This is a genomic window from Synechococcus sp. BIOS-U3-1 (assembly GCF_014279975.1).
Classification (GTDB): Bacteria; Cyanobacteriota; Cyanobacteriia; order PCC-6307; family Cyanobiaceae; genus Synechococcus_C.
On sequence record NZ_CP047936.1, the window covers coordinates 1,668,699 to 1,689,805 of the forward strand.

Below are 21,107 nucleotides of genomic sequence, written 5' to 3' on the forward strand. Positions count from 1 at the left end.
TGGGCTCGATTGAGCTCTGATCCTCAACCTCCTCCTGGCTTTCAGATCTGAATGGCTTCTGTGTTTTCGCGTATGAGCGCAATGTCGCTCCTGCTTGGCCTGGTGGCCTGCGGAGCTCCCATTGTCAACAACACCGATCCAATCCAAAGCAAGGGAGTGAAAGTGGTCACCACATTTCTGCCGATCACACTGTTCACCGAAGCGGTGGCTGGTGACTGCGCGGACGTCACAGCCTTGATACCAGCCAACCTGGGGCCCCACGACTTTCAGGCCACACCGTCTGACCTGACAGACCTCAGTAGCGCGAACGTGCTGGTCAAAAACGGACTCGGCATGGAGGAGTTCCTTGATGATCTGATCAGCTCCGCTGACAACAAGGATCTGATGGTGATTGATTCCAGCAGCGGGGTGCCAACCATCGAATCAGTGGAAGACGATCATGGGCACGATCATGGGCACAGTCACGGTGAAGTGAATCCACACATCTGGCTTGACCCGATTCTTGCGGTCCAGCAGGTTGAGAACATCAGAGACGGTCTGGTCAAGGCCGACCCCAGTTGCGCTGATGGTTACAAGAAGAATGCGGAGCTTTACACCGCCAAGCTCAAAAAGCTGAACACGGAGTTCACGGCCAAGCTCAAGCCCTTCAAGGGCAGGACGTTTGTGGCATTCCACGACTTTGCCCCCTATTTCGCCAATCGTTATTCCCTGAAAGCGGAGTACCTGGTTGACCTCCCGGAAATGAATCCCAGCCCTGCGGATCTTCAACGTGTCGCGGCGCAGGTCAAAGCCTCTGGCCTCAATGCCCTGTTGAGCGAACCCCAGGAAGGAAAGCGTTCTTTCAATGCCTTGGCGAAGGACCTGGGCGTGAATATCGTTGAATTCAACCCCCTTGAGACAGGCTCAATTGAATCCGCCAAAGTGCCTGGTACTTACTTCGAAGTGATGCGCTCCAACGTCAACAATCTGGTCAAGGCCATCGGGGACTGACGTTTAATGCGCAGCCCAGTTTTGGTTGTGAGCGACCTGTCGGTGGAGCGTTCAGGTCGCCTTGCCGTTGAGAAGGTCTCGTTCGAACTGCAGAGTGAAAGCGAGACCGCTGTGGTTGGCCCTAACGGCGCCGGCAAGAGCACTCTGGTGGCTGCTTTGCTCGGGCTACTGCCACGAAAAGAAGGAAACGTTCAGATACTTGGAGAACAGCTTTCAGCCAACGGCGACCTTCCTGGTGCGATCAGATCTCAGATTGCCTATGTTCCGCAGAGTCTGGCCTTGCAGGGTCGTTTCCCCCTAAGCGTGGCCGAATTCGTCGGCTTTGGGTTTGACCCCCCAGGACCACGCTGGCCATGGCAGCAACATCGCAAACGCAAAACTGCCGTTGAGAAGGCCCTGGATCGCACCGGGTGCATCGATCTGCGCAACCGTCTTCTCAGTGAACTGTCGGGAGGTCAGCTCAAACGCGTAATGCTCTCGTTCTGCGTTGTGCGGCCCCGTCAACTCCTGGTGCTCGATGAAGCACAGGCAGGCCTTGATGTGCCGTCGAACGAACGCTTCCAGCAGCTGCTACTTGAGCTGCGGCGTCAGGAGGGATGGACCGTTCTGCACGTCTCTCACGATCTCGACATGGTCCGTCGCAGCAGCGATCAGGTTTTGGGACTGAATCGTCGCCTCTGCTGCAGTGGCTCACCGGATCACACCCTGACTCCTGAACGCCTCGTCGATCTGTATGGACCCAACATGGTTCAGTACAGGCATCAGTGTCATGGTTGACACTCAAGCACTGGCGCTTGTTCTCGCCGAACCCTTCATGCAGCGCGCGCTGATCGGCGGTCTGCTCACAGGAGCGCTTGGCGGTTTGTTGGGCAGTGTTGCCGTACTCAGGCAACTGTCGTTTTTCAGCGATGCCCTCGGTCATTCCGCCCTGCTGGGCATCACGCTGGGAATCCTAATGGGCGTGAATCCAACGCTGGTTCTAATCCCCTTTGCGGTGGTGTTCGCCATCCTGGTGAATCAGCTGGTCGAACGCAGCTCTCTCCCCACGGATGCGCTGCTGAACATTGTGTATTCAACGTCTCTGGCGGCAGCAATTCTGTTTCTCAGCCTGGTGGAGAGCTATCGGGGCGGGATTCGCCAGCTGCTGTTTGGAGACATTCTCGGGGTCAGCACTCTGGACCTGATCGTGATCGGCATGCTGCTGGCCGCTGCATTGATCTATCTGTGCCTGAGCCTGCGTGCTCAGGTTCTGCTCACCCTCAATCAGGAACTTGCTGGTGCAGTCGGTGTCCAAACCCGATGGCATCGACTGGCCTTCATCGTGCTGCTGGCCGTTGTGGTGGCAGTGTCGATCAAAGCCGTCGGCGTGCTTCTGATCAGTGCCTTTGTGGTCATCCCTGCCTGTGCCGGTCGGCTGCTATGTCGTCGTTTTCCGCTCTACATTTTCGTCTCCTCGATCTTGGGAGGCACCTGCGCATTGCTGGGATTATTGGCATCCGGACTCACCAACCTTCCCTCAGGCCCCTCGGTGGTGATGGTGCAGTTCCTGGGTTTCCTCATTGCCCTCGTTCTCAGTTCAGGCATCTTCAGACGGACCTCATCCACAGCTCCTGACCCTCAGCTCTGACATGGACCGATCAGTTTTCAGTGCAGTAGATGAGTGTTCATGACTGTCACGACCTGTCCGAGCACCGGTGCTGTCACAGGCCTCAGGGAGACGCTCGAATTCTTCAGTGACTCTGAGTTCGCCAGCAAACGCTTTGCAGCCCATGGCAATGTCTTTGAGACCCGCCTGCTGGCCCAGCGGATCGTGTTCATCCGGGGTGAGCGGGCGGTGTCAGATCTGCTGAAGCAAGGTGCATCCCTTGAGGGGTGGTGGCCGGACAGTGTGAGGAAACTGCTCGGCAGCCGGTCGCTAGCCAACCGCACAGGCCCAGCTCACAAAGCTCGCCGCCGAGTGGTGGGTCAGCTGTTCTCCAGCGGCGCACTCTGCCGCTATACACCTTCCATCCAGGTTCTGATCGAGGAACTGATCACGGAGCTTCAGGAGAGCGATGATCCGCAGCCTCTGGCAGCCAAAATGCGACGCTTCGCCTTCGCTGTGATCGCCTCGACCGTGCTGGGGCTGGATGCCAACGATCGTGATGCTCTGTTTGGTGATTTCGAGATCTGGACCCAGGCCCTCTTTTCGATTCCACTGGCTGTACCGGGAACTCCCTTTGCCCGGGCACTGGCGGCAAGAGAGCGGCTGCTCTCACGCCTGAAGACGGTGCTACAGAACAGCACCCGCTGTCAGGGAGGCCTTGATCTACTCAGTGGTGGGCTCGATGAAGTCGACGTACCACTGGATGACGACGACCTGGTAGAGCAGTTATTGCTTCTGTTGTTCGCAGGCTATGAAACAACGGCATCATCGCTGAGCTGTCTGTTTCGAGCCCTGCTGCTCAACCCAGAGGTGGAGAACTGGCTGCTACCGGAGCTGCTGACATCACCCTGGCCTTTCGAGGCCTCGCATCGATCACCCCGCCTGGATGCAACGGTTCTGGAGGTGATGCGGCTCACACCACCGGTAGGAGGCTTCTTCCGCCGCAATCTGCAGCCAATCCAGTTAGCCGATGTGGAGATTCCCCGTGATCGGGTCATTCAGGTCGTACTGGCTTCATCAACCGCAGAGGAAGGCAGTGACATCGCCGCATTCAGGCCGCAGCGCCATCTGGACGGATCGTTCGATCAGACCCTGTTGCCTTTTGGAGGTGGAGAACGGGTCTGCCTTGGAAAGGCTTTGGCCGAACTGGAAATCAGGCTGATGACCGTGGGGCTGATCCAGAGACTGCAGCTTCGCCTGGTGCCCGATCAGGACCTTTCTCTGAAACAGATTCCCAGCCCAACTCCTCGCGATGGGCTGCTGGTGAGCGTCACACCGCGGCCATAAAAGCTGCACAAACCGTCAGGATGCTTTGGTGGAATTCTGCCGACGGCGCCTGGCTCGACGTGGTTTGCCTGCAGACGCGTCACTCTGCTTGAGATAAATCTTCCTGCCGCTCACATCCAAGCGATAAAGACCTCCGCGTGGTCCTTTGTAAACCTGATCGTGCAGGCCGGAGGCAACCGCCTGAAGGGTTCTCTTCTTCAACGATTGAGAGTCATCCGAGTGAGAACCTTCCGTGGCCATTTGTTGATCGGATTCTCCGAAAAACACCGACTTTAAAAATCTAAAGACGCGCTTAATCATGGAAAAGTAAAACGCTTCCCTACTTAAACGTCACCGTCAAGACCCTGGAGATCCATGCTGTTCATCACTGATTTGTTCGCTCTGCAGGAGTCTCTCCAGCAGATCAGGATCGCCAACAATCACTCGCCGAATGCCATCTTGCCCCATATACGTGAGCCGGCCGGCCGCATCAACCGTGAGTGCGGTCAGTGGTGTGATGAGCTCCGGTTCCAGCAAATGAGAGTGCAGCAGCAGTAATCCATCGTGTTCTGTCAGCACCTGAAAAACACTTCCGCTTCATAAAAAAAATTCCCAAGGTTTTCACCTCAGGAATTGGTGCTCTCATGAACTTCTCAACCGCGACAAGAGTCCTACAGATACCGGAATCTTCACAGGGGGAAAACCGTCTTAACAGGGTCGGGTGACCAGACTGCGGGAACGGAGAACAGCACCACGGATCCACGCACTAAACCACCCATCGATCAACATCCATGATCGTTTTAATCAGCAATCCAAGGCGCTTGAACTCTGCGAAATTGAGGTCTTTCACAGCTTGATCAAGACCACAATCAACCCATTCGCCATGGCGTTTCTCATAGATCGTGAAGTCCTGATCGAGCGACTCACGCCGAATGCAGTATGTGAGTCCATCGTCGTGCAGAAACTCAGCCGATTGACGTTGCAAAGCCATGCATCCCAAGCCACTAAGGCTGATTGATTGGCCCGGAGCGTAAATCTCAGCGCTTCAGTTCGAGAACCAAACGCCTGATCTCAACAGGTCCGGAAAGAATCGGCACCACGGTGACCTGCAGCCGTTGATCTCCAGCAACTGGGCCGTATCCACAGCGCATTCGAGCCAGTTTCCAGGATTGATTGACACGATCCTGCAGCTGCGTCTCCGTTGACATCAAGGTCATCGACGGGTCGAGAGCATCACACTCCACCTCTGTGGGTTTGGACGCATCCTGCGGCTGGATGGAAATCCTGAACACCAAAGAACTGCCTTGCTCATAACTGAGATCAAGACTGTTCCAGAAACTCAGCTCCCCTCCTGCGGGCACATCCAGCGACGCCACCTGAGAACCCATCGCGTTGGGCTTGAACTCAAAACGCCTCAGAGCTTCTCCACCCGTACAGGAACCGAGCAGAACCGTTAGTCCCAGAGCTGACACAGAGGCCAACGCTCGAGCGCCCAGTCGTTTCATCCCAGAACCAGACACACCATCTTCACTCTCAATCGTTCCAGCTGAATCAGGCAATGCGCCTTGATGCTCATTGCTTTAGCGATCGGAGGCGCTGATGACAGCCGACACTCCACCCAACCAGATCGCGGAAGTCTTCTGACTTTCCGGCCCCGTGCTCCAACAGTTTCCACCCATCCGTGTGGCTGGTCCTTCGACAGGCAGACATCAGGTGCGCCACGTCGATCGACACTCCATTGCACCGCCGCAGGTGCGCCGGAGCCGCATCAGCCCTACATCTGGACGTCATGGCCCCAGGGACGCCGCAGCCAGTCGCTTCGCACTCCTTCATTCATCCCCACGTGGTGGACTGAAACCATGCGCGAACGAGCGAGATAGGCCGTCTCTTCCATCCGGAAGGGACGGCCTCCTTTTATGAAATCAACTGCTGTGACTGACAAGTGTCTTGACTGGACACAACCCGATAAGTGAGCACATAAGTCAGCACTAAACGGGAGCGGTTGCAGGCTCACCAGGCAGCCTCAAAACGGTCCGTCCACAGTTCATCAGTGGAGCCAGAGGATCACAGCGTTCTCACTTCTGATGCTTCAACGACTCTTGAGCACGGTCGACACGTCACCTTGCATCGCCCATCCGTTGCTCTGACGACCACTCAACTAGTGGCCAGAGAAAAAGTACAGATCAGGACCAAGACCTTGAAAAACTCTCTTTGAAGAAGAAGAGAGGGAGCATGGGGGCCATCAGCCTCCGTGTTGGTAAGTCAGAGAGGCTCAGAAATGTCTGCTCGATCTCCAGTAAGCACCGCTAGGCGGCAGATGCGCCTGGACATGCCCGCATCAAATTCCAGAACGGTCTGCTACACGGGAGCTTTGGCGTGACTGGTATTCGGGAGAGCAGAACGCTGTCAAGGAGTGGGATTTGATTCGTTCACCAGGACTCCACCAGAACTGCTCACAGGCTGCACCAGGGCGCAACCAGAAGCTCACAAACGCATCGGACATGGTGCAGGTGTCCGGGAGAAATCCCACACCAACACAAGGTCAATGGACGTCACTTACACCAAACTCCAACTCGACACAGCCGGCCGAACCGAACTGCTGAAGCAAACCGGCGACCAAACGATGATGGCCAAGCAAGGCGAGACCAGCTTTGCCATTCATGGCCAAGACGGCAAAGCCAGCACCGCAGTCGACCAGAAATGGCACATGATCAGTGCCGAGCAAGTTGACGAAAGCGGAAGCGTAATCTGGCAAAACGCTAATACCGGAGCATTCCGCGAAACCAAATACAGCATCGACAACACCCAAAAAACCTGGACTCAAAGCGGAGAGGCTCAGGAACTCAACACCAGTGAGCTTTACGAGCGGGAAGGCGAACACAAAGCAGACCTCAATGGTGATGGCTTTCAAAGCTCAAGCGCACTTTCGCTGAAAGGTCCTGTCAATCAACAGCAAGGTTCATCTGAAATCATGCTGGAAGGCGATGGTCTAATCAGCAGCACAAACAATGTTGTCGGCCAATGGAAAGCAGACCGCAACACTGAATACTCCATCGAAGGAAAGGACAAAGGCCTGTTTGACATTGACAACACTGGCAAAGTGGAATTCAAGGGCGATGCATTTGCTCCAGATCCAAGCAAAGCAAAGGGTCCAGCAGCCTATGAATTCACTATCAAAGCCACTGATAAGTCAACGAATCAGAGTGTGACCCAAACGGTCAAACTGCAACAAAGACATGTCATCGAAGTAACCAGCAACGCTGGAGACACAAGCAAAGGCTCTTTTGGGTGGGCCGTGCAGCAGGCCAATCAGCTAGGGGCTAAAAACATTGCCTCCGAGATTCGCTTCAAAGAAAGCATGACAATTCAAAGCGAAAAAGGATATCGGCTCACGCATGGCGATATCAAAATCAACACTTATGACTCAAAAAATATCTCGATCAAACGCATAAGCCATGGCTCAGCCTTCACGATTGGAGAATACAAATACGCAAACAAGCACGATGTCAACAAACAACCAGATCTAAATGTTGATGCCTCAAATATCAACGTATTCGAAACAACTGCTAAAGGACAAGATGCTGCAGAAAACGGCGGCGGCGGTGGCGGCTACGGGGCAGGAGCGGGAATCCTTCATTACAACGGACATCTGACTTGGAGCGATAGCGTCATCCAAGGGAACAAAGTGATAGGTGGTAAGGGAGCATTGATTCCCACTGCAGGAGAAGAGCCGTACGAGGGTTACAAGGGAAGGTTCTACTTTTATAACTATGCAAAAGCTGGAAATCCAGGTCTAAGAGGCGGTGGACTCAATGACCGCAACCATAGTTTTGGCAGCAAGCATGTTGAGGGTGGCGCACCAGGGAAGAAAGACCCCGCTCTCTTTCCTTCGAACTGGGAAGGCCACCATGGGAAAAATGGTTCAAATGCACCGAATAGTGCCCAGCTAGGAGAGGGCGGTATTGGACCTGCAGCTCCTGGCGCCAGCGAGTGGAGCCGCGCTAGAGATGCCTTCGGCATAAGGGGCACTAAAGGCAACACGGGGCTATATGGAACAGGCTCGGATGCAGGCTATGGCGGAGGCCAGGCAGTCCATCCTTTCGACGGGGTTGATGACTCCAACACAAGAGGATGGGGAGGCACCAACACTCAGTTTGCACACGATATTCGACGACACACCGGCGCGGACGGGGCGGGACAAGGCGGATTCATAAATTCATTAGCCCACAAGAATGACAAAAACTCGGTAACGGTCAGGTCAACTGATGCATTAGGAAACCAAGCAGAGTCCTCCACTTCAGCCGGCAAAACCAATAACATTCACAGCAGATACATTGAAATCAAAATCGACAATTACCGTCAGCATGACAACCACAAAACGCCTGACATTAAGCGACAAATTGTTGCGCCAGGTGCATATAATACTGATCACAATGTTGACCGAAGCAAAGCATTCGCGAATTCAGCTACATTTGTCAAAGCACCAGACAAAGAGCCCACAAGCATCACGGTTAGATCAAATTCTTTTGTAGTCAAAGAGAATGAAGCGAACATTGTTGGTCAAACCATTGAGCTTGACCCAAACAAGTCGCATGTCATCTTTTCAGCGATGCAGAGGGGCGACAGCAATACTGTCACCGCAGAAGTCCAGAATTGGCAAAGCTGGAGAGATGGAATTTCAGGGATTATGCAGAAGGTATATTCCGTGAAGACAGAAGAAGCGATTCGTAATAGCAGGAAAGGATTCTTGGAGGCTTGGGGTTCAATAGGAATCCAAGCAGCTGGCCAAGCCGGCGCCAAAACAGGACCATTCAGTCTATTTGTCAATTTAGTTAAAGGAATCGGGAGTGAAATATCCGAAACGACCCGCATCGAGAAAGAGCTCAAACAGAGAGAAGAGACGATCAAGGAAGGGATGAAAATCGAAGCCCAATTTAAGGATGGTTTAAAGACAAATCACATTCAGGTCAACCATGTAATAACGCGCCCAGACCATAACAACTTCCGCCTTGGAACTCATACGGTGGAATTTGAGCCAGGGCTTGATCCATTGCTGAAATGGGAACGTGTGACAAATGGACAGGCAATTATATCAATCAATAATAGGGACTTTAACAACAGGACGGCAAACAACAAGGCCAAGCAATTTGCGCTTTTGAGGTTGACGAAAGAGCAGACAAAAGAGATGGCGAATATCCCAAACAAGAGTGATTATATTAATAACTTTATTCAATTCGAACGTAAAACAGTAAATGGCAATAGCTTCGCTTTTGCAAGACTAGGAGCTCAGTCAAAATGGCTTAAAGTCACAAACGAGTCCCAGCATCGACTCACAGGAAATGGCAATGACCGAGTGAAAATCAAAAGAGATTATCAAGGCAACGATATTCATACGAACTTGATAGTTCGTACTTATCAAGGTGATGATGTTGTTGAAGGTGACGAAGGCGCCAGCACTTTCCATCTAGGCCAAGGGAATGATTACGTACAACCCGGGCTAGGCAAGGATGTTGTCAAAGGTGGTGAAGGAATCGACACAGTCAGCTACAGCAACATAGAACAAGCCCTGAAGATAAGAGCCCAAGATGAAAAGATAAGCGTAAAATTTGCAAAAGAAAAAGCAAAAGCAAAAGCAAAAGCAACAGATCCGATCATGGACGACACGCTCACAGAAGTAGAAAATCTATTTTTTGGCAAAAAAGCTGATATCGATCTCAAAGGGCTAGCACCTGCTGTGGAATTCTCAACAACTGATCCGAATCGAACAAGGAATAGACAAGTTGCCAGGACGATCGTGTTCAAAGAAGGCTCCACATTTAAAGGATCAGAAGGAGATGAAAAGATCATCGTTGACTTTGATACCAAGAAGGGAACCTCTAATACAGTTGACTCGATCAAGAAAGTATCAATCGATGGCCGAGGCGGAAGAGACACTGTAGTAATTAATGGCTTAGATTCGCACCTAGAAAATGGGCACAAAGTGTCTATTGATAGAACAAAAAAAGAGGTCAACCTCATTAAAGGTGATAGCAAGAAAACAATTGTTAGCTATGAAAACATCATGGGAGATCCAACAGTCATCACCCAAGAAAACCAGGTTGTTGAGCCGGAGCTCAATCCATCCAAGACTGCAGTAGAAGAGGTTAAAAAGGCCGACCCAAGTGTTAGCCCACAAACCCAATCTAATGCTGAGCCAACAACTACCTCCACATCAGCTGATCAGTCAATGATGGTTGATTCACTCACTGGAAACATTGTTGAATCCGCCAACAATGTCACCGGCACCGTATCGCAATTAAAAGGCGAAACTGATTCTCTTACCGGACAGACAATGACCAATGCAGATGCAGACAGCTCTGACTGGACACCAATGCATCACGATGCCGGCCTCAGTGAAGGGTACATGAATCATTCAAGAAATCCGCTTGCAGCTCAGCCCAATGGCATCAATTCCAGCAATGAGTTCACCATTCATGCTGAAACATTCAGCCGGCTGGAGGTCGATGCGATCGCAACATCCATGCCTGATCAATCTGTTATTGGCGATCCATTCGAGGCCGTGGGAGCTAACGCAACCTATCGGACAACGTCTGCGCCAGCTGGAGTTGTTGAGATGTTCTAGCAGTCATTTAAGATTTAATGATGATTAAAACGACTAGACCAAGCCCCGCTAAGTGCGGGGTTTTTTATTGCCCTGGATCCCTCGGCAGGATTTGAGTCACCGGATCAGCCCGGAGTCGACATCAGCGATCTGAAAGAGGTTGTCCATGGAAGGGGCACGGGCACGCCGCAGCTTTTCTCCGGTCAGGTCGTCATGCCGCACGATCACCGTCATCCCTGGAGCAACGGCCAAAACGTGATCGATCTTGTTGAACCCAACGGAACCAAGCGATCCATCGTCCTTTGGCAGAACGGAGATGCTGAGCTGTTTCTCAACAACAAGCGCTACGTCGGCACTCACAACAGTTCTGGTGATCGGGTCGCAGTGACCGTCGGTCGAGGAAACTTTCAGTTCATCGCTCCCTGAAGTCAATAAACCACCTGCCCCTCTCCGGAGGGAAGGCCTTCCGTTTCTCCATGCATCACGGCTGCCCGTTCCAGCAGCCACGATTGGTGGTCGATTAACCCACTTAAGGCCATGCATGACCCCCGCTCTGCGCTGGTGCAGTACAACAGCGGACATTGGAAGGGTTGCTTCATCCGGCTGAGCAGCAGCGGCAAAGAGGAAGATCGTTTCCCGACATCGCTCCAGGTGCAAGAACGCGATGGCGTGATTGAAAACTGCCTCACCTACCTCTCCAGCGGTCAGCAGCGGTCGATGAATTTCGAAAACATACCTTTCACCATGCAGGTGGATGCAAGTGGCGGATGGTCACTCGGCCCCAGTGCGATTACTCCCCTGGCCTGGGTAGGAGAACTGAGCGTCGTCCATGGCGAAGAACGGCGACGGCTTGTTGCGCGCCATGGATTCAATGGTCTTGATCAGGTGGTCTACATCGTTGAAACCAGGCAAGGCCGTGAACCAGAAGCACCGGTTCAGCCCTTGGAATGCATGACAAGAACCAGTGGCAACTGGATGATCTGGCAGCCAGAGCCGAATGTTGAGCTGTTACTTGATGCGAGAGATCGACAGATGGGAGATGCAACGGCCTGTGGCCTGCGCTGGATCACTCCCCAGGGGCAAACACATCAGATCGTGCGTCGCTACGACGCCAACGGATACCTCGAGACCCTCTCGGAAACAGACATCTGGGGATGACGCGTGAGGGGCTATCGACTGCAGAAATCATCAAGCATCGATTGCTTGCACTCGGAGAGCGTCATGCCGTAAACGATGGTGTTGCCATTGGCTGGATTGCGCAGCCCGAATGAACCTGCAAATCCGCGCAGCATCCACTCCCCTCCTCGAGTGTCTTTGTAGAAACCCACAGTGCGCGCAACTCCGTCTTTGAAGTGCGTGAATACATCACTTGCGCCGTCTTTCCATGCCAATCGGAAGACGTTGCAGGGAGCGTCCGGACAAAGGAAAGTTCGCCTGCAATCAAGACTTCGATTGTTGTAGAGACAGCTCGACCACCGATCGGCCCTGGCCGGTCCCAGCGAGCCAAGAGCAATCACAGGCAAAGCGAAAGCAACTAACAGTGAACGCATCTTGGATGCACTCAATCCAGTTGCCAGCATTCACTGCCATTCCTGGTCATCAAACAAACCAGACTCGATTCCCTACTGATCACCCGATAGGTGTGACCATCTGCATCACTTTTGGATCTTGCATGCCAAAGAGCGTGGTCTTTGGTGTCGTGCAAGTCGGTCTGATGCCAGCCTGCATCGGTCAGCTCTTCGATCTGAAACACAACATCTTTTGGCTTCTGTGTTCAAGATGTGCGGCTGAAACAGACATCTCGCGAAGCAACCGAAAGATGTCGGGATTGGTTCACGCCCATTCGCAGTTGATCAAGCGATCAGACTGAATAGACCTGATCAGCAGGCGATCCCGGTTTCAAACTGTCTAAGGCAGATGCATTGCCCTGCAGGCGGTCTCGGCGAGCAGCGCATCACTAGACCAAGTCCACACCTCCGCTTGCTTTGCACTCCGTTACAAAAGGCTGTAATATTGCTTCACAAGCAAAAAGCTCATGGGTTCTTCAACTCCTACACAGGATCAGTGGTATCAAGATGCAGCTGCTAGCCAGATCAAAGGCGAGCGGATGGTGCGTGCAGAGCTTTTAAACGGTCGCGTTGCCATGCTCGGATTCGTAGTGGGTGTACTCACCGAAGCATTGACCGGCCACGGCATCCTCAGCCAGATCACTTTTGGAATGCTGGGCCTCAGCTGAGCTCTCTTATTCACCTCCAGCCAATCGAAAGCACCTCCTAAGCAATTGCTAAGAGGTGCTTTTTTGATGGGAACCTACAGAACTGAGCCGTTTGAAAGATCCCGGAGGTTCCCTAAATTTCAAGAGAACGGCTGCAGAAACGATGGCGCTTGTTTACAGCGAGTGGGCCGGTCCACTGCTTGAGACCATCAATGCCGACATCGCCAACAGATCGACACTGGCGTCGAGTCTGCTCACACCCATTGTCTACGGAGCTGATCTGTTCGGCGACGAAGCGAAGTTTCTGACCGGCAACTTCGGCTTCGACGGATACATAGGCGTCCCACGCTTGATGGGTGCCAATGCAGAACAGGCTGCTGCGGAATTCAATGTGGCCTGGCAAACCATTGACCCGACGCTGAACCCAACCCTCAGAGCACTCACATCCGCCGGCGGCCTGGTAGGTGCGAGCGGCACCTACGCCACCAGACTGATGCTCGCTGACACCATGCCGCTGGTGTTCAGCTTTCCCGTGCTGCCCTCGTACCTGGATGCCGATGGTAGTGACTTTGAGGTGACCCTGAGTGACGGGACGACGGTGACCCCCCAGATCGCTGGCCTGATGCCGAACCTCGAGCACAACGAGCGTCAGACGGTGGTGATCATGGGTGATTTCGGCAATCGCACCACACCTGGCAATGCCGGTGCCAAATACCCGATATCGGTAGCGATCGTCAACGACGGCACACCGCTTCAGATGATTGGCAGGTCAGGAGCGGTCGATGCCGTTGGGCTGTCGATCGACAGCAGCAACTCTTATGTAGCAGGCAATGGTCCTCGACTGGTGTCCGCGAAGCTCAATCTGTACAGCGATCTGGGAGAGGGCGGACCCGTTGGTGTCGGTGCTGCATCACAAAACAACAGTGGCTCTGATTCCTATGGCGATCAGGCTCAGTACCGGTTGCGGCTGTACACCAGCGCCGGTTTTTCACCGGACGGCATCGCGAGCCTGATGCCGAATGACTTCGGCCGGTTTTTCCAGCTGAAAGCGACCACGGGAAGCGGTGAGAGCGTCACGATCACTGAAACGGGAGTGTCCTATGCCATCGGGAATCAGGGCATGGTCGCCGTGGTGGGCCTCGCTGATCTGGCACCTGCAGGGACTCCTTTGAACGCGGCTTATGTCGAGGACCATGACAACTACTACGACGTCATCCTTGAAGGTGATCGAAACGCCATCAAGTCACTCAGTGCAGTGCGCATGCCATCCGGAAATGGCTACAGCGCTGTTTACAACCCGGGCGGACCAGGGAACAGTCCCAATGCCCCCGGTGCCGCTCCAGGCCCGTTCACCGTGCCAAGCCAGGACCACAGCATTCCAATCAGCTTCGATCTGGACGGTGCCAGGCAGGTCACCTTTGTGGAAAGCGACGGTGCCGTCCTGCGCAATCCTTGGAATCTTCAACCTGTGGGTCGCCTGTTGGGAACTGCGGTCGAAGACATACTCACAGGACAGACAATCCTGGCTTACATCGATCCTCAGGGCCGTCGCTTCTTCAGCAGTTTCGAAGCGTCATCCTCAACAGCAACGGATCTTCCAGGCCAAAGAGCTCAGCTGTCTGTCATTGATCTGATCGATATCAGCGACGCTGATGCAGAGAGTGATGTAAACGTCTCGGGATCCTTCAGTCGATCGGCTGCAGACGTCTCCGTTCTTCAGTGGTATTCGGTCAGCGACGACAAGGGCACGGTGGTGGATCCACTCAGCGGATCAATCCTAAAACCCGGCGAGCCTGGATATGCCGAAGCAGCAGGCCGTCGCGCCGATCTGATCAGCGACAACACCCTGGAGTTAACCAACTCCAAGATCGCTCCCTTCAGCATCACCCTGGAGAGCGGTGCGATCTACGCACCGTTGATCATCAATCAGACGAGCGGTGAGCGCTATTTCGCCTTTGCCGCGGCCAACCCCGACAAACTCGTGCATTTCACCGGGTTCGGCGCCAATGGATGGGGCATGGAGGATGGCTACGGAGGCGGCGATCGCGACTATGACGACCTGATTGTGCGTTTCAGCCTGGGAGTCTGAACAACGCCCTCATCTCCCAGTCACTCGTCCTTGGTCTGGCCTGACGCAGCGATCCTGGCGTCCGCCCAGCGCGCAAAGAAATACACCCCCACAAACAAGGGCGTGTAAGCCAGCCACATCCGTTCAGGAGCCAAACCACTGTTGTTAATCACAGTCAGTCCGCCATACCCCACCAGGAAATAGATCACAGCCCTTCGGAGGGCGCCCACCTGCTTGGGATTCATGTCGCGGCTTGCGTTGGGATCATCCTAAGGAGCTGAACAATGCCGGGCTGGAAACAGGCGATTGCATTGATTGAAGCCGCGTTGGATTACAGCAGGCAGCGCAGCCGATGCAGGTTGAACCCGCCGTGTAGCGGCACGAACGTCATTACTGTTCTCCAGCCTGCTATAAAAATTGCGTTGAGACTCTCAACACCGTTCACCTCGTCTTTGGCGAGGCGCAGTTCGACTCAGGCCATGGAACGGGGACCTGAGCTTGCTTCGAGGAACCACCATGACACTGACCTACCGCGGCCAGAAGTACGTGCAGAACACCGCTGTCGCCAAAAGCAGCGAGCGTTCTGAACTCGTGTACCGGGGCCAGAAAGTAGCCAGATGAGTTCCGCCGAAACACGGCACAACGCCCTGCTCCGCAGGGCTTTTTCATGCATCTGCACCAGCCACTGAAACTCACCTGCAAGTTTCTGCTACTGAATGCTTGTTTTGCGATCTCTGAACCGGTCATGAGGGTTCATGCCGACAGCACAATCGCCCATTGCCAGCTGAGCAATCAGAACCCTTCGGTTCCGGTCGAATCAGGTCCGTGCCGGTTCAGCCAACGCCAGGGCAACGTGACCATCATGTTCCGCGCGCAGACATTCAACTTCCCTCACAGCGAGGTGGGACTGCGTTATCAGCGCAGCAACAACTCAACAGGCATCCGCTTCGACATGTCCGAGGGATCCACGATTGAAGTGCTCTGGCAATGAGGCCTTCAGTCCATTAGCAACTGATAGGCGTCCTTGACACGGCGGAAGGCATCCGCCGATCCACCCAGGTCGGGATGATGCTGCTTGACCAGCTTCCGGAATGCCTGCTTGATTTCATCCTGGGACGCGTTCGCCTGCAACCCCAGGATTGACAGGGCTGAGGAACGCGCAGCGTCCGATCCTCTCTGACCCTGTCCCGTTGGCTCTCGATCCGTCGCCCGTTGATCGCTTCGGGTCCGCCGACCGCTGCTGCCGGTCTGGCGATGATCTTGGCCTTGCTGATGGCGTTGGCGCAGTTCCGCCACCACCCTGCGTGGATCCTCATCAAGCCATTCACTGGCCCGCACCCCATAGAGCGCAAACGCGGCCAGCACCGCCGCGGTTTTCTTCGTGGACTTGCCCCCCACGGCAGCAAACAGATCAGTGCCAAGACCACTGACCACCCGGTCGAGCCTCTGACTCAAGCTGAGCTGATAGTGAAAGCTGCTGCGATTGAGCTGGTCGATCAGCTGCTCAAGGCCGTGCTGGCGCAACACACTCCAACCCGGCTGCATCGCCAGAGAATCTCCCCAGCGCTGCACCTGCGCAGAGTTCACCAGAGTCGATGGCTGTTGCCTGTTCCAATCACGGTCCGCATCACGCTGAGGTCGCTGCCACTGCTGCCGGTGCAAACGATCAAGCTGCTGATGCAATCGCTGCACCTCCCTACGCAGAGCGTCGTTTTCCCGCAGCAAAGCTTCCACATTGCTGGTGACACGTTCAGCGTGGTTCTGCCGGTTGCGATCGTCACGGGTTGACGATGACGGCGACCACTGGCGCGGATCAAAGCCCATGAAAACCGCGCGACAGCGACCGGATTGGCGAATGCCAAAAGACTACGAGCCGAGGCGATGGGCGAGGTCCCCATCCGTTGATGCTGAAGGCAGGATGGTTCTCTGCAGCAACTCGGCCATTGGCGGCTTATCTCGTGACCGGCGCAAATAGGGGAATCGGTCTTGCGTATTGCCAACAGCTCCACAACCGTGGAGACAACGTGATTGCGGTCTGCCGTCAGTCAAGCGATGAACTGGATGAGCTTGGTGTGAGGGTTGAATCAGGAATTGAACTCACCAGCCCAGACTCAATCGCAGCGCTGGCCAATGGACTGGCCGGCCAACAACTAGACACCGTGATTCTCAATGCAGGGATGCTGCAGTCGATGGGGTTGAGCGACCTCGACCCCGATGGCATCCGCCAGCAGTTTGAAGTGAATGCGCTGGCTCCTCTTTTACTTACCAGAGCTCTCATCCCGCTGATGCCTGAGGGGGCAAAACTGGTGCTGATGACCAGCCGTATGGGTTCTATCGAAGACAACAGCTCAGGGGGGTCTTACGGCTACAGGATGTCGAAAGTGGCGCTGAACATCGCAGGAAAATCACTCGCTGTCGACCTGCAGAGTCGAGGCATTGCCGTGGCGATTCTTCATCCTGGCCTCGTTAAAACTCGGATGGTCAGATTCAATCCTAACGGCATCAGCCCAGAGGACTCTGTCAAAGGACTGATCGCACGAATTGACGAACTGACTCTTCAGAACAGTGGCAGCTTCTGGCATGCCAACGGCACAGTGCTGCCCTGGTAGAAAACGGCAATTGAAATAAAAAACCCCTGCCTATGGCAGAGGGTGAAAGAATCAACGTCGACTGACAGCGACTGGTTGAACTCAATCAAAAATAGTTGCTGAGAGCGTCCAGCGATGACCAGAGGTACTTCACAACAATGTTGGCACCTACTCCGAGGGTCGCGATGAACGCACCGAAGAGAATCAGTTGGACATACCCAACACGATCTTCCGGTGCCCAAACATCAGGCTCCTGTATGGATTTCAACCGAGGCCTACCTGAGAGAGGATTCCTTGACCAGTCAGAAGCTCGGTGCCGAGTCCGATCACGAAGCCCATCATTGCGAGGCGACCGTTCCACTGCTCAGCGAAAGCAGAGAAACCGAATTTTGCGTTGTCCATGAAAAAGAATCGCGTGTGAACCCTTTGTAACAGATTGTGTCGCCCTCGTGTGAGCCAGCGTGCAATTGGATAGCCGTCCAGCCGCTCGATCTTTGACGGGCGCTCTAGCGACACGGCAGCCACAGCCTGATCGCGCATGGGTTGGAGGCATGCAAGATGCCACTGCCGTCAAGTCGACGATGGACCAGCAAACACCTGCCAAACCAACGCTTCAGCAGATTGTGCTGCGGGCTCTAAGGATTGCAGCAAGCACGGTTGCGATCGTTGAACTACTGCGCAACCAATGGACAGGAGGGGTTCTCGCTGCCATGGCATGGCTCCTGTTCTCACAGGTCGAAAGATCACGCGGCTCTGCCGATAAGCACACCCGCGAAGGATCCAGCTGAACATCTCATGAGAGGGCCGATCCCAATCGAACAGGTCGCCGCCTTTGCTGAAGGTCCGTTTCAGGGCAACCCTGCCGCTGTCTGCCCGTTGCAGACCTGGCTACCAGATCGACTGTTGCAGGCGATCGCTGCTGAGAACAATCTCTCCGAAACAGCTTTTTATGTCGGCAATGGAGGTCGCTACACCCTTCGCTGGTTCACTCCCACCTGCGAGGTTGATCTTTGTGGCCACGCCACATTGGCGGCCGGCCATGTCGTGTTTCAACAAGAACCAGAGCTCGAGATTGTCAAATTCAGCTCCAGGAGCGGACCACTGACGGTTCAACGCAATGGGCAACAACTCACTCTTAACTTCCCGGCGCAGCCAGCGAAACCCTGCGCCATCCCAAGAGAACTCAACCAAATACTCGGCACCAACGCGGTCGCCTGCTTAGGGGCGGTAGATCTAATGGTGGTGGTCGCGCATGAGCGCGAGGTTCAGGCTATGAAGCCTGATTCAGCAGCTGTCGCCGCCCTGCCTGGCAGGGGCCTGATCGTCACGGCACCCGGGGACAACGTGGATTTCGTCAGCCGGTTCTTCGCACCGTCATGCGGCATCGAGGAAGATCCAGTGACTGGGTCTGCACATTGCACGCTGACGCCTTACTGGTCTGCACGACTCAAGCGCACAAACCTGGTCGCCCGTCAACTTTCGGCTCGAGGGGGACTGCTGCACTGTGCTTTGGCCCATGACAGGGTGTTAATCAGCGGCCGTGTGATTCCCTATCTCAGTGGGTTTTTACATCTCTCTCCTGATCAACTGGACTAAGTGATGTGGAAGCCTTTTAACATTTGCAGATTCAGCTGTAGATCAATAAAAAGCCGAAACAACCAAACACTTAGTACCGGAGTGTCTAACAGACAACACACTTCATGATCACCCTCTACGCGGCAGTTCCAGACGCAAAAAATTAATGCTTGATACAACCTTCAGAAATCGCGTCTTTTCTGATCGACAGCATTGTTTCATCGTATGGCACACCCACAGCAATAACGGCTTTTCTCCACTCTGCATAGCCACCTGGGTCCTGCGATTCGTCCACCCATCCAGGAACTGACTCCATCGCTGCATCCCTTGAAGCTTTCAGCTCGGCATATCTTTTCCCCATAGCATCACACTTATCGTGATCGAGTGCTTTGGAAGGTTTGACCTCAATCAGAGTGCATGAAGCAACAACAGCGCAACCAACCAACAAAATAGTTTGATTTATTGAGTTTTTCATTGATTTGAAGTGAGACAAAATTGGTATTTGATTTAAAAGTTTATAAAAATATTTGCAAGCAACAACATGTATAGCAGGCGACGCATGCCTGTGATGCTTGGAATAGATCGCAATCAACGCCGCGCAACCCAGGTCCAGACGAACCAGACAATCACGCCGAGCAACACCCAAGGGAGAAGTGCACGCAACACAACGACGGCGACAAACACGATCAACAGACTGATAGTGCCACGCTTGACCAGCGCCTTACTTTCGTCAGTCATATATTGCCAACGGGGGATCAGCGGCACGGCATCTGTGCAACAGCAACAATAAATTTAGGAGATACCTTGGAAGGACACCACTCACAAACCTATGTTGTTCATAGTTCTAACAACTTGTTATTAACCCATCAGTACACAACATCCGAATAGCTCCTGTTAGGCCGAATGCACCAAGCAGAGTGCATGACAAAAGGGGAACCCAAAAAATAAATAATTCAGTCGAACAAGCAATTGCGCAGTGAGATCGACATTGTCGAGATTGCCCATTCACTGCGTCCAGACGCCTGGTCAGGCCTGCGCCGCATGACGCCGACGACCGAGAGGCTCGATCCAATGTTCAACGACATCCCGATGCTGGAGCCACTGAGGAGGTACTCGGCAACCGAGATTGACAACACCATCGTCCATCAAACGGCCAAGACGAACTGCGGCAGCTTCTTCCGCACGGGAAAAAACATGTTGATGAGAAGCGAGCCAATCAACCTCATCTTCCGTGATCACGCCCGTGGACAGGCTTTCAAGAAACAATTCACCAAGGGTCATCGGAGCTTTGTAACGAAGTTGTTACATCATGACGCTCGCGCCGGGGCACCGCGAGTGGAGCCACAAGCCGGCAGCGCAAGCGGCTCTCCACACGACATGACATTTTTTTAAGATTCGGCTAACAACTCGCTGATTCGTGCAAATCAACCTTTCTCAGCAGTTTGAGGCTGAATCGCTAAAGCGAATGATCGACTCCACCACTGATGTGCATGAACTCCAGGCCCTGGCTCGTGAACTGACTGACCTCTACATCCGTCAAAGGGCTGCCACAGCCTGGGTGGTTTCGGAACAGTGACCGGAAAACGTCAGTCTCACAGACGCATCAGGATTCCCATCGATTGATCGGCGTGAGAAAAACGCTCAAAACGTTGTCGATCGAGTTGAAAGGCCAAGACAGCATGCGCAGAAAAGCGGAGCGCTGACACAACAGCCAGACCGATGCAAAGCGGACAGTGAAGCAATCCCATCCGTCAAGCGTGGAGTCGTTCAGGCCCGATTACAAGATTGCTTGCCATTTCTTGACCTGATCGCCTGGTACTTCGAGGATCAACGGTTTAATACCTCCATCATGCGCTCATTCAGCTTTGCTCTGGTCGCAGCCACTGGGTTGCTGACAGCCACCATCGATGTCGAGGCCAAAACCACACGCAGCTTCAGTGGTTCAAGCCCAGCCGAAGTTGAAAAGAATGCTCGAAAAGCTGGTTACAACTACCCAGACGGAGACATGAACTGCTCCAGCAGATGCAACCAACGCTGGGCCAAGGATTGAAGCAGATTGAAGACAAACACCAACGTTTGGATATCGAGGGCGCTCACTGTCCAAGAGCCACCCCGCAGAACGGAGGTGGTCATGCCAATCAGGGTGAACAGAATGATCC

General features: G+C 53.9%; 30 protein-coding genes. 16 read left to right on the plus strand and 14 right to left on the minus strand.

The window, feature by feature from the left end:
* Positions 1-81 precede the first annotated feature (81 nt).
* Genes SynBIOSU31_RS08980 through SynBIOSU31_RS08995 form a run of 4 tightly spaced genes read left to right on the plus strand, consistent with a single transcriptional unit; the run spans position 82 to position 3,922 of the window.
* Complete coding sequence (locus SynBIOSU31_RS08980; protein WP_255477176.1) at positions 82-990, plus strand: metal ABC transporter solute-binding protein, Zn/Mn family; 909 nt, start codon at positions 82-84, stop codon at positions 988-990.
* A 6-nt stretch (positions 991-996) separates the two neighbouring features.
* Positions 997-1,767 (plus strand): metal ABC transporter ATP-binding protein, encoded by a 771-nt coding sequence (locus SynBIOSU31_RS08985; protein ID WP_186489321.1) that lies wholly within the window; start codon positions 997-999, stop codon positions 1,765-1,767.
* Positions 1,760-2,617, plus strand: a complete 858-nt coding sequence (locus SynBIOSU31_RS08990; RefSeq protein WP_186489322.1) for a metal ABC transporter permease — start codon at positions 1,760-1,762, stop codon at positions 2,615-2,617. Before SynBIOSU31_RS08985 ends, SynBIOSU31_RS08990 begins: the two co-directional genes overlap by 8 nt.
* 39 nt (positions 2,618-2,656) lie before the next feature.
* On the plus strand, positions 2,657-3,922 hold the full coding sequence (locus SynBIOSU31_RS08995; RefSeq protein WP_186489323.1) for a cytochrome P450: 1,266 nt from the start codon (positions 2,657-2,659) through the stop codon (positions 3,920-3,922).
* A gap of 15 nt (positions 3,923-3,937) precedes the next feature.
* On the opposite strand, the gene SynBIOSU31_RS09000 is transcribed toward SynBIOSU31_RS08995, so the two are convergent.
* From SynBIOSU31_RS09000 to SynBIOSU31_RS09015, 4 genes are all read right to left on the minus strand, one after another.
* Entirely contained in the window at positions 3,938-4,123 is a 186-nt protein-coding gene (locus SynBIOSU31_RS09000; protein WP_255477177.1) for a hypothetical protein, read from the minus strand.
* A 135-nt stretch (positions 4,124-4,258) separates the two neighbouring features.
* On the minus strand, positions 4,259-4,480 hold the full coding sequence (locus SynBIOSU31_RS09005; protein ID WP_255477178.1) for a hypothetical protein: 222 nt from the start codon (positions 4,478-4,480) through the stop codon (positions 4,259-4,261).
* Positions 4,481-4,667: 187 nt separating this feature from the next.
* Positions 4,668-4,892, minus strand: a complete 225-nt coding sequence (locus tag SynBIOSU31_RS09010; protein WP_186489326.1) for a hypothetical protein — start codon at positions 4,890-4,892, stop codon at positions 4,668-4,670.
* A gap of 46 nt (positions 4,893-4,938) precedes the next feature.
* On the minus strand, positions 4,939-5,460 hold the full coding sequence (locus SynBIOSU31_RS09015; RefSeq protein ID WP_186489328.1) for a hypothetical protein: 522 nt from the start codon (positions 5,458-5,460) through the stop codon (positions 4,939-4,941).
* A gap of 9 nt (positions 5,461-5,469) precedes the next feature.
* On the opposite strand from SynBIOSU31_RS09015, the gene SynBIOSU31_RS09020 reads away from it, so the two are divergent.
* Positions 5,470-5,781 carry a hypothetical protein gene (locus SynBIOSU31_RS09020; protein ID WP_186489330.1) on the plus strand — a complete coding sequence of 104 codons (312 nt, stop codon included), beginning with the start codon at positions 5,470-5,472 and terminating at the stop codon, positions 5,779-5,781.
* Positions 5,782-6,314: 533 nt separating this feature from the next.
* Entirely contained in the window at positions 6,315-10,523 is a 4,209-nt protein-coding gene (locus SynBIOSU31_RS09025; protein ID WP_186489332.1) for a hypothetical protein, read from the plus strand.
* 96 nt (positions 10,524-10,619) lie between these two features.
* On the opposite strand, the gene SynBIOSU31_RS14605 is transcribed toward SynBIOSU31_RS09025, so the two are convergent.
* Positions 10,620-11,009: a DUF3104 domain-containing protein gene (locus SynBIOSU31_RS14605; RefSeq protein ID WP_255477179.1), complete on the minus strand. Its 390-nt coding sequence runs from the start codon at positions 11,007-11,009 to the stop codon at positions 10,620-10,622.
* Between the two features lie 30 nt (positions 11,010-11,039).
* On the opposite strand from SynBIOSU31_RS14605, the gene SynBIOSU31_RS09035 reads away from it, so the two are divergent.
* Entirely contained in the window at positions 11,040-11,660 is a 621-nt protein-coding gene (locus SynBIOSU31_RS09035; protein ID WP_186489334.1) for a DUF3598 family protein, read from the plus strand.
* Between the two features lie 11 nt (positions 11,661-11,671).
* Here the strand turns inward: SynBIOSU31_RS09035 and SynBIOSU31_RS09040 are convergent, their stop codons facing one another.
* Entirely contained in the window at positions 11,672-12,052 is a 381-nt protein-coding gene (locus SynBIOSU31_RS09040; RefSeq protein WP_186489336.1) for a hypothetical protein, read from the minus strand.
* Between the two features lie 485 nt (positions 12,053-12,537).
* On the opposite strand from SynBIOSU31_RS09040, the gene SynBIOSU31_RS09045 reads away from it, so the two are divergent.
* Both SynBIOSU31_RS09045 and SynBIOSU31_RS09050 read left to right on the plus strand, forming a co-directional pair.
* Entirely contained in the window at positions 12,538-12,738 is a 201-nt protein-coding gene (locus tag SynBIOSU31_RS09045) for a chlorophyll a/b-binding protein (RefSeq protein WP_186489337.1), read from the plus strand.
* A 142-nt stretch (positions 12,739-12,880) separates the two neighbouring features.
* On the plus strand, positions 12,881-14,806 hold the full coding sequence (locus tag SynBIOSU31_RS09050) for a DUF4114 domain-containing protein (RefSeq protein WP_186489339.1): 1,926 nt from the start codon (positions 12,881-12,883) through the stop codon (positions 14,804-14,806).
* Between the two features lie 20 nt (positions 14,807-14,826).
* Here SynBIOSU31_RS09050 and SynBIOSU31_RS09055 read toward each other — a convergent pair whose 3' ends face one another.
* Positions 14,827-15,030, minus strand: a complete 204-nt coding sequence (locus SynBIOSU31_RS09055; RefSeq protein ID WP_115126788.1) for a hypothetical protein — start codon at positions 15,028-15,030, stop codon at positions 14,827-14,829.
* Positions 15,031-15,301: 271 nt separating this feature from the next.
* Here SynBIOSU31_RS09055 and SynBIOSU31_RS09060 point away from each other — a divergent pair, with 271 nt between their 5' ends.
* A complete protein-coding gene (locus tag SynBIOSU31_RS09060; RefSeq protein ID WP_186489341.1) occupies positions 15,302-15,406 on the plus strand; it encodes a DUF4278 domain-containing protein in 105 nt (34 codons plus the stop codon).
* Positions 15,407-15,452: 46 nt separating this feature from the next.
* The gene (locus SynBIOSU31_RS09065) at positions 15,453-15,776 is read left to right on the plus strand and encodes a hypothetical protein (RefSeq protein WP_186489343.1); all 324 of its coding nucleotides are present in this window, start codon (positions 15,453-15,455) and stop codon (positions 15,774-15,776) included.
* A 5-nt stretch (positions 15,777-15,781) separates the two neighbouring features.
* Here SynBIOSU31_RS09065 and SynBIOSU31_RS09070 read toward each other — a convergent pair whose 3' ends face one another.
* Complete coding sequence (locus tag SynBIOSU31_RS09070) at positions 15,782-16,609, minus strand: J domain-containing protein (protein ID WP_186489352.1); 828 nt, start codon at positions 16,607-16,609, stop codon at positions 15,782-15,784.
* Positions 16,610-16,728: 119 nt separating this feature from the next.
* Between SynBIOSU31_RS09070 and SynBIOSU31_RS09075 the strand changes: the two genes are divergently transcribed.
* Entirely contained in the window at positions 16,729-17,394 is a 666-nt protein-coding gene (locus SynBIOSU31_RS09075; protein ID WP_186492952.1) for an SDR family oxidoreductase, read from the plus strand.
* A gap of 85 nt (positions 17,395-17,479) precedes the next feature.
* On the opposite strand, the gene SynBIOSU31_RS09080 is transcribed toward SynBIOSU31_RS09075, so the two are convergent.
* Positions 17,480-17,641 (minus strand): hypothetical protein, encoded by a 162-nt coding sequence (locus SynBIOSU31_RS09080; protein WP_170951881.1) that lies wholly within the window; start codon positions 17,639-17,641, stop codon positions 17,480-17,482.
* Entirely contained in the window at positions 17,638-17,775 is a 138-nt protein-coding gene (locus tag SynBIOSU31_RS09085; RefSeq protein WP_066908436.1) for a high light inducible protein, read from the minus strand. The genes SynBIOSU31_RS09080 and SynBIOSU31_RS09085 overlap by 4 nt, the downstream gene beginning before the upstream one ends.
* A 149-nt stretch (positions 17,776-17,924) precedes the next feature.
* Between SynBIOSU31_RS09085 and SynBIOSU31_RS09090 the strand changes: the two genes are divergently transcribed.
* Both SynBIOSU31_RS09090 and SynBIOSU31_RS09095 read left to right on the plus strand, forming a co-directional pair.
* Positions 17,925-18,161 (plus strand): hypothetical protein, encoded by a 237-nt coding sequence (locus SynBIOSU31_RS09090; protein ID WP_370593616.1) that lies wholly within the window; start codon positions 17,925-17,927, stop codon positions 18,159-18,161.
* A 7-nt stretch (positions 18,162-18,168) separates the two neighbouring features.
* On the plus strand, positions 18,169-18,969 hold the full coding sequence (locus SynBIOSU31_RS09095) for a PhzF family phenazine biosynthesis protein (RefSeq protein ID WP_186489354.1): 801 nt from the start codon (positions 18,169-18,171) through the stop codon (positions 18,967-18,969).
* A gap of 142 nt (positions 18,970-19,111) precedes the next feature.
* Here the strand turns inward: SynBIOSU31_RS09095 and SynBIOSU31_RS09100 are convergent, their stop codons facing one another.
* The 3 genes from SynBIOSU31_RS09100 to SynBIOSU31_RS14795 all read right to left on the minus strand — a co-directional run bounded on the left by SynBIOSU31_RS09100 (position 19,112) and on the right by SynBIOSU31_RS14795 (position 20,229).
* Positions 19,112-19,540 (minus strand): hypothetical protein, encoded by a 429-nt coding sequence (locus SynBIOSU31_RS09100; RefSeq protein ID WP_186489356.1) that lies wholly within the window; start codon positions 19,538-19,540, stop codon positions 19,112-19,114.
* Complete coding sequence (locus SynBIOSU31_RS09105; RefSeq protein ID WP_186489358.1) at positions 19,537-19,686, minus strand: hypothetical protein; 150 nt, start codon at positions 19,684-19,686, stop codon at positions 19,537-19,539. The genes SynBIOSU31_RS09100 and SynBIOSU31_RS09105 overlap by 4 nt, the downstream gene beginning before the upstream one ends.
* A 288-nt stretch (positions 19,687-19,974) precedes the next feature.
* Complete coding sequence (locus SynBIOSU31_RS14795) at positions 19,975-20,229, minus strand: hypothetical protein (protein WP_067093057.1); 255 nt, start codon at positions 20,227-20,229, stop codon at positions 19,975-19,977.
* A 136-nt stretch (positions 20,230-20,365) separates the two neighbouring features.
* Here SynBIOSU31_RS14795 and SynBIOSU31_RS09115 point away from each other — a divergent pair, with 136 nt between their 5' ends.
* Positions 20,366-20,524, plus strand: a complete 159-nt coding sequence (locus SynBIOSU31_RS09115; RefSeq protein ID WP_186489362.1) for a hypothetical protein — start codon at positions 20,366-20,368, stop codon at positions 20,522-20,524.
* A gap of 16 nt (positions 20,525-20,540) precedes the next feature.
* Here the strand turns inward: SynBIOSU31_RS09115 and SynBIOSU31_RS09120 are convergent, their stop codons facing one another.
* Entirely contained in the window at positions 20,541-20,696 is a 156-nt protein-coding gene (locus SynBIOSU31_RS09120) for a hypothetical protein (protein ID WP_186489364.1), read from the minus strand.
* Between the two features lie 41 nt (positions 20,697-20,737).
* On the opposite strand from SynBIOSU31_RS09120, the gene SynBIOSU31_RS09125 reads away from it, so the two are divergent.
* A complete protein-coding gene (locus tag SynBIOSU31_RS09125) occupies positions 20,738-20,998 on the plus strand; it encodes a hypothetical protein (RefSeq protein WP_186489365.1) in 261 nt (86 codons plus the stop codon).
* Positions 20,999-21,107 lie beyond the last annotated feature (109 nt).

Bases quoted from the DNA above. Each gene is read 5' to 3' on its own strand.
- SynBIOSU31_RS09045 (WP_186489337.1), top strand. From the start codon at position 12,538: ATGGGTTCTTCAACTCCTACACAGGATCAGTGGTATCAAGATGCAGCT.
- SynBIOSU31_RS09055 (WP_115126788.1), bottom strand. From the start codon at position 15,030: ATGAATCCCAAGCAGGTGGGCGCCCTCCGAAGGGCTGTGATCTATTTC.
- SynBIOSU31_RS09010 (WP_186489326.1), bottom strand. From the start codon at position 4,892: ATGGCTTTGCAACGTCAATCGGCTGAGTTTCTGCACGACGATGGACTC.
- SynBIOSU31_RS09060 (WP_186489341.1), top strand. From the start codon at position 15,302: ATGACACTGACCTACCGCGGCCAGAAGTACGTGCAGAACACCGCTGTC.
- SynBIOSU31_RS09040 (WP_186489336.1), bottom strand. From the start codon at position 12,052: ATGCGTTCACTGTTAGTTGCTTTCGCTTTGCCTGTGATTGCTCTTGGC.
- SynBIOSU31_RS09035 (WP_186489334.1), top strand. From the start codon at position 11,040: ATGCATGACCCCCGCTCTGCGCTGGTGCAGTACAACAGCGGACATTGG.
- SynBIOSU31_RS08990 (WP_186489322.1), top strand. From the start codon at position 1,760: ATGGTTGACACTCAAGCACTGGCGCTTGTTCTCGCCGAACCCTTCATG.
- SynBIOSU31_RS09085 (WP_066908436.1), bottom strand. From the start codon at position 17,775: ATGGACAACGCAAAATTCGGTTTCTCTGCTTTCGCTGAGCAGTGGAAC.
- SynBIOSU31_RS08995 (WP_186489323.1), top strand. From the start codon at position 2,657: ATGACTGTCACGACCTGTCCGAGCACCGGTGCTGTCACAGGCCTCAGG.
- SynBIOSU31_RS09120 (WP_186489364.1), bottom strand. From the start codon at position 20,696: ATGGGATTGCTTCACTGTCCGCTTTGCATCGGTCTGGCTGTTGTGTCA.
- SynBIOSU31_RS09050 (WP_186489339.1), top strand. From the start codon at position 12,881: ATGGCGCTTGTTTACAGCGAGTGGGCCGGTCCACTGCTTGAGACCATC.
- SynBIOSU31_RS09105 (WP_186489358.1), bottom strand. From the start codon at position 19,686: ATGACTGACGAAAGTAAGGCGCTGGTCAAGCGTGGCACTATCAGTCTG.
- SynBIOSU31_RS09020 (WP_186489330.1), top strand. From the start codon at position 5,470: ATGCTCATTGCTTTAGCGATCGGAGGCGCTGATGACAGCCGACACTCC.
- SynBIOSU31_RS09070 (WP_186489352.1), bottom strand. From the start codon at position 16,609: ATGGGCTTTGATCCGCGCCAGTGGTCGCCGTCATCGTCAACCCGTGAC.
- SynBIOSU31_RS08980 (WP_255477176.1), top strand. From the start codon at position 82: ATGTCGCTCCTGCTTGGCCTGGTGGCCTGCGGAGCTCCCATTGTCAAC.
- SynBIOSU31_RS09065 (WP_186489343.1), top strand. From the start codon at position 15,453: ATGCATCTGCACCAGCCACTGAAACTCACCTGCAAGTTTCTGCTACTG.
- SynBIOSU31_RS08985 (WP_186489321.1), top strand. From the start codon at position 997: ATGCGCAGCCCAGTTTTGGTTGTGAGCGACCTGTCGGTGGAGCGTTCA.
- SynBIOSU31_RS09095 (WP_186489354.1), top strand. From the start codon at position 18,169: ATGAGAGGGCCGATCCCAATCGAACAGGTCGCCGCCTTTGCTGAAGGT.
- SynBIOSU31_RS14795 (WP_067093057.1), bottom strand. From the start codon at position 20,229: ATGACCCTTGGTGAATTGTTTCTTGAAAGCCTGTCCACGGGCGTGATC.
- SynBIOSU31_RS09090 (WP_370593616.1), top strand. From the start codon at position 17,925: ATGCAAGATGCCACTGCCGTCAAGTCGACGATGGACCAGCAAACACCT.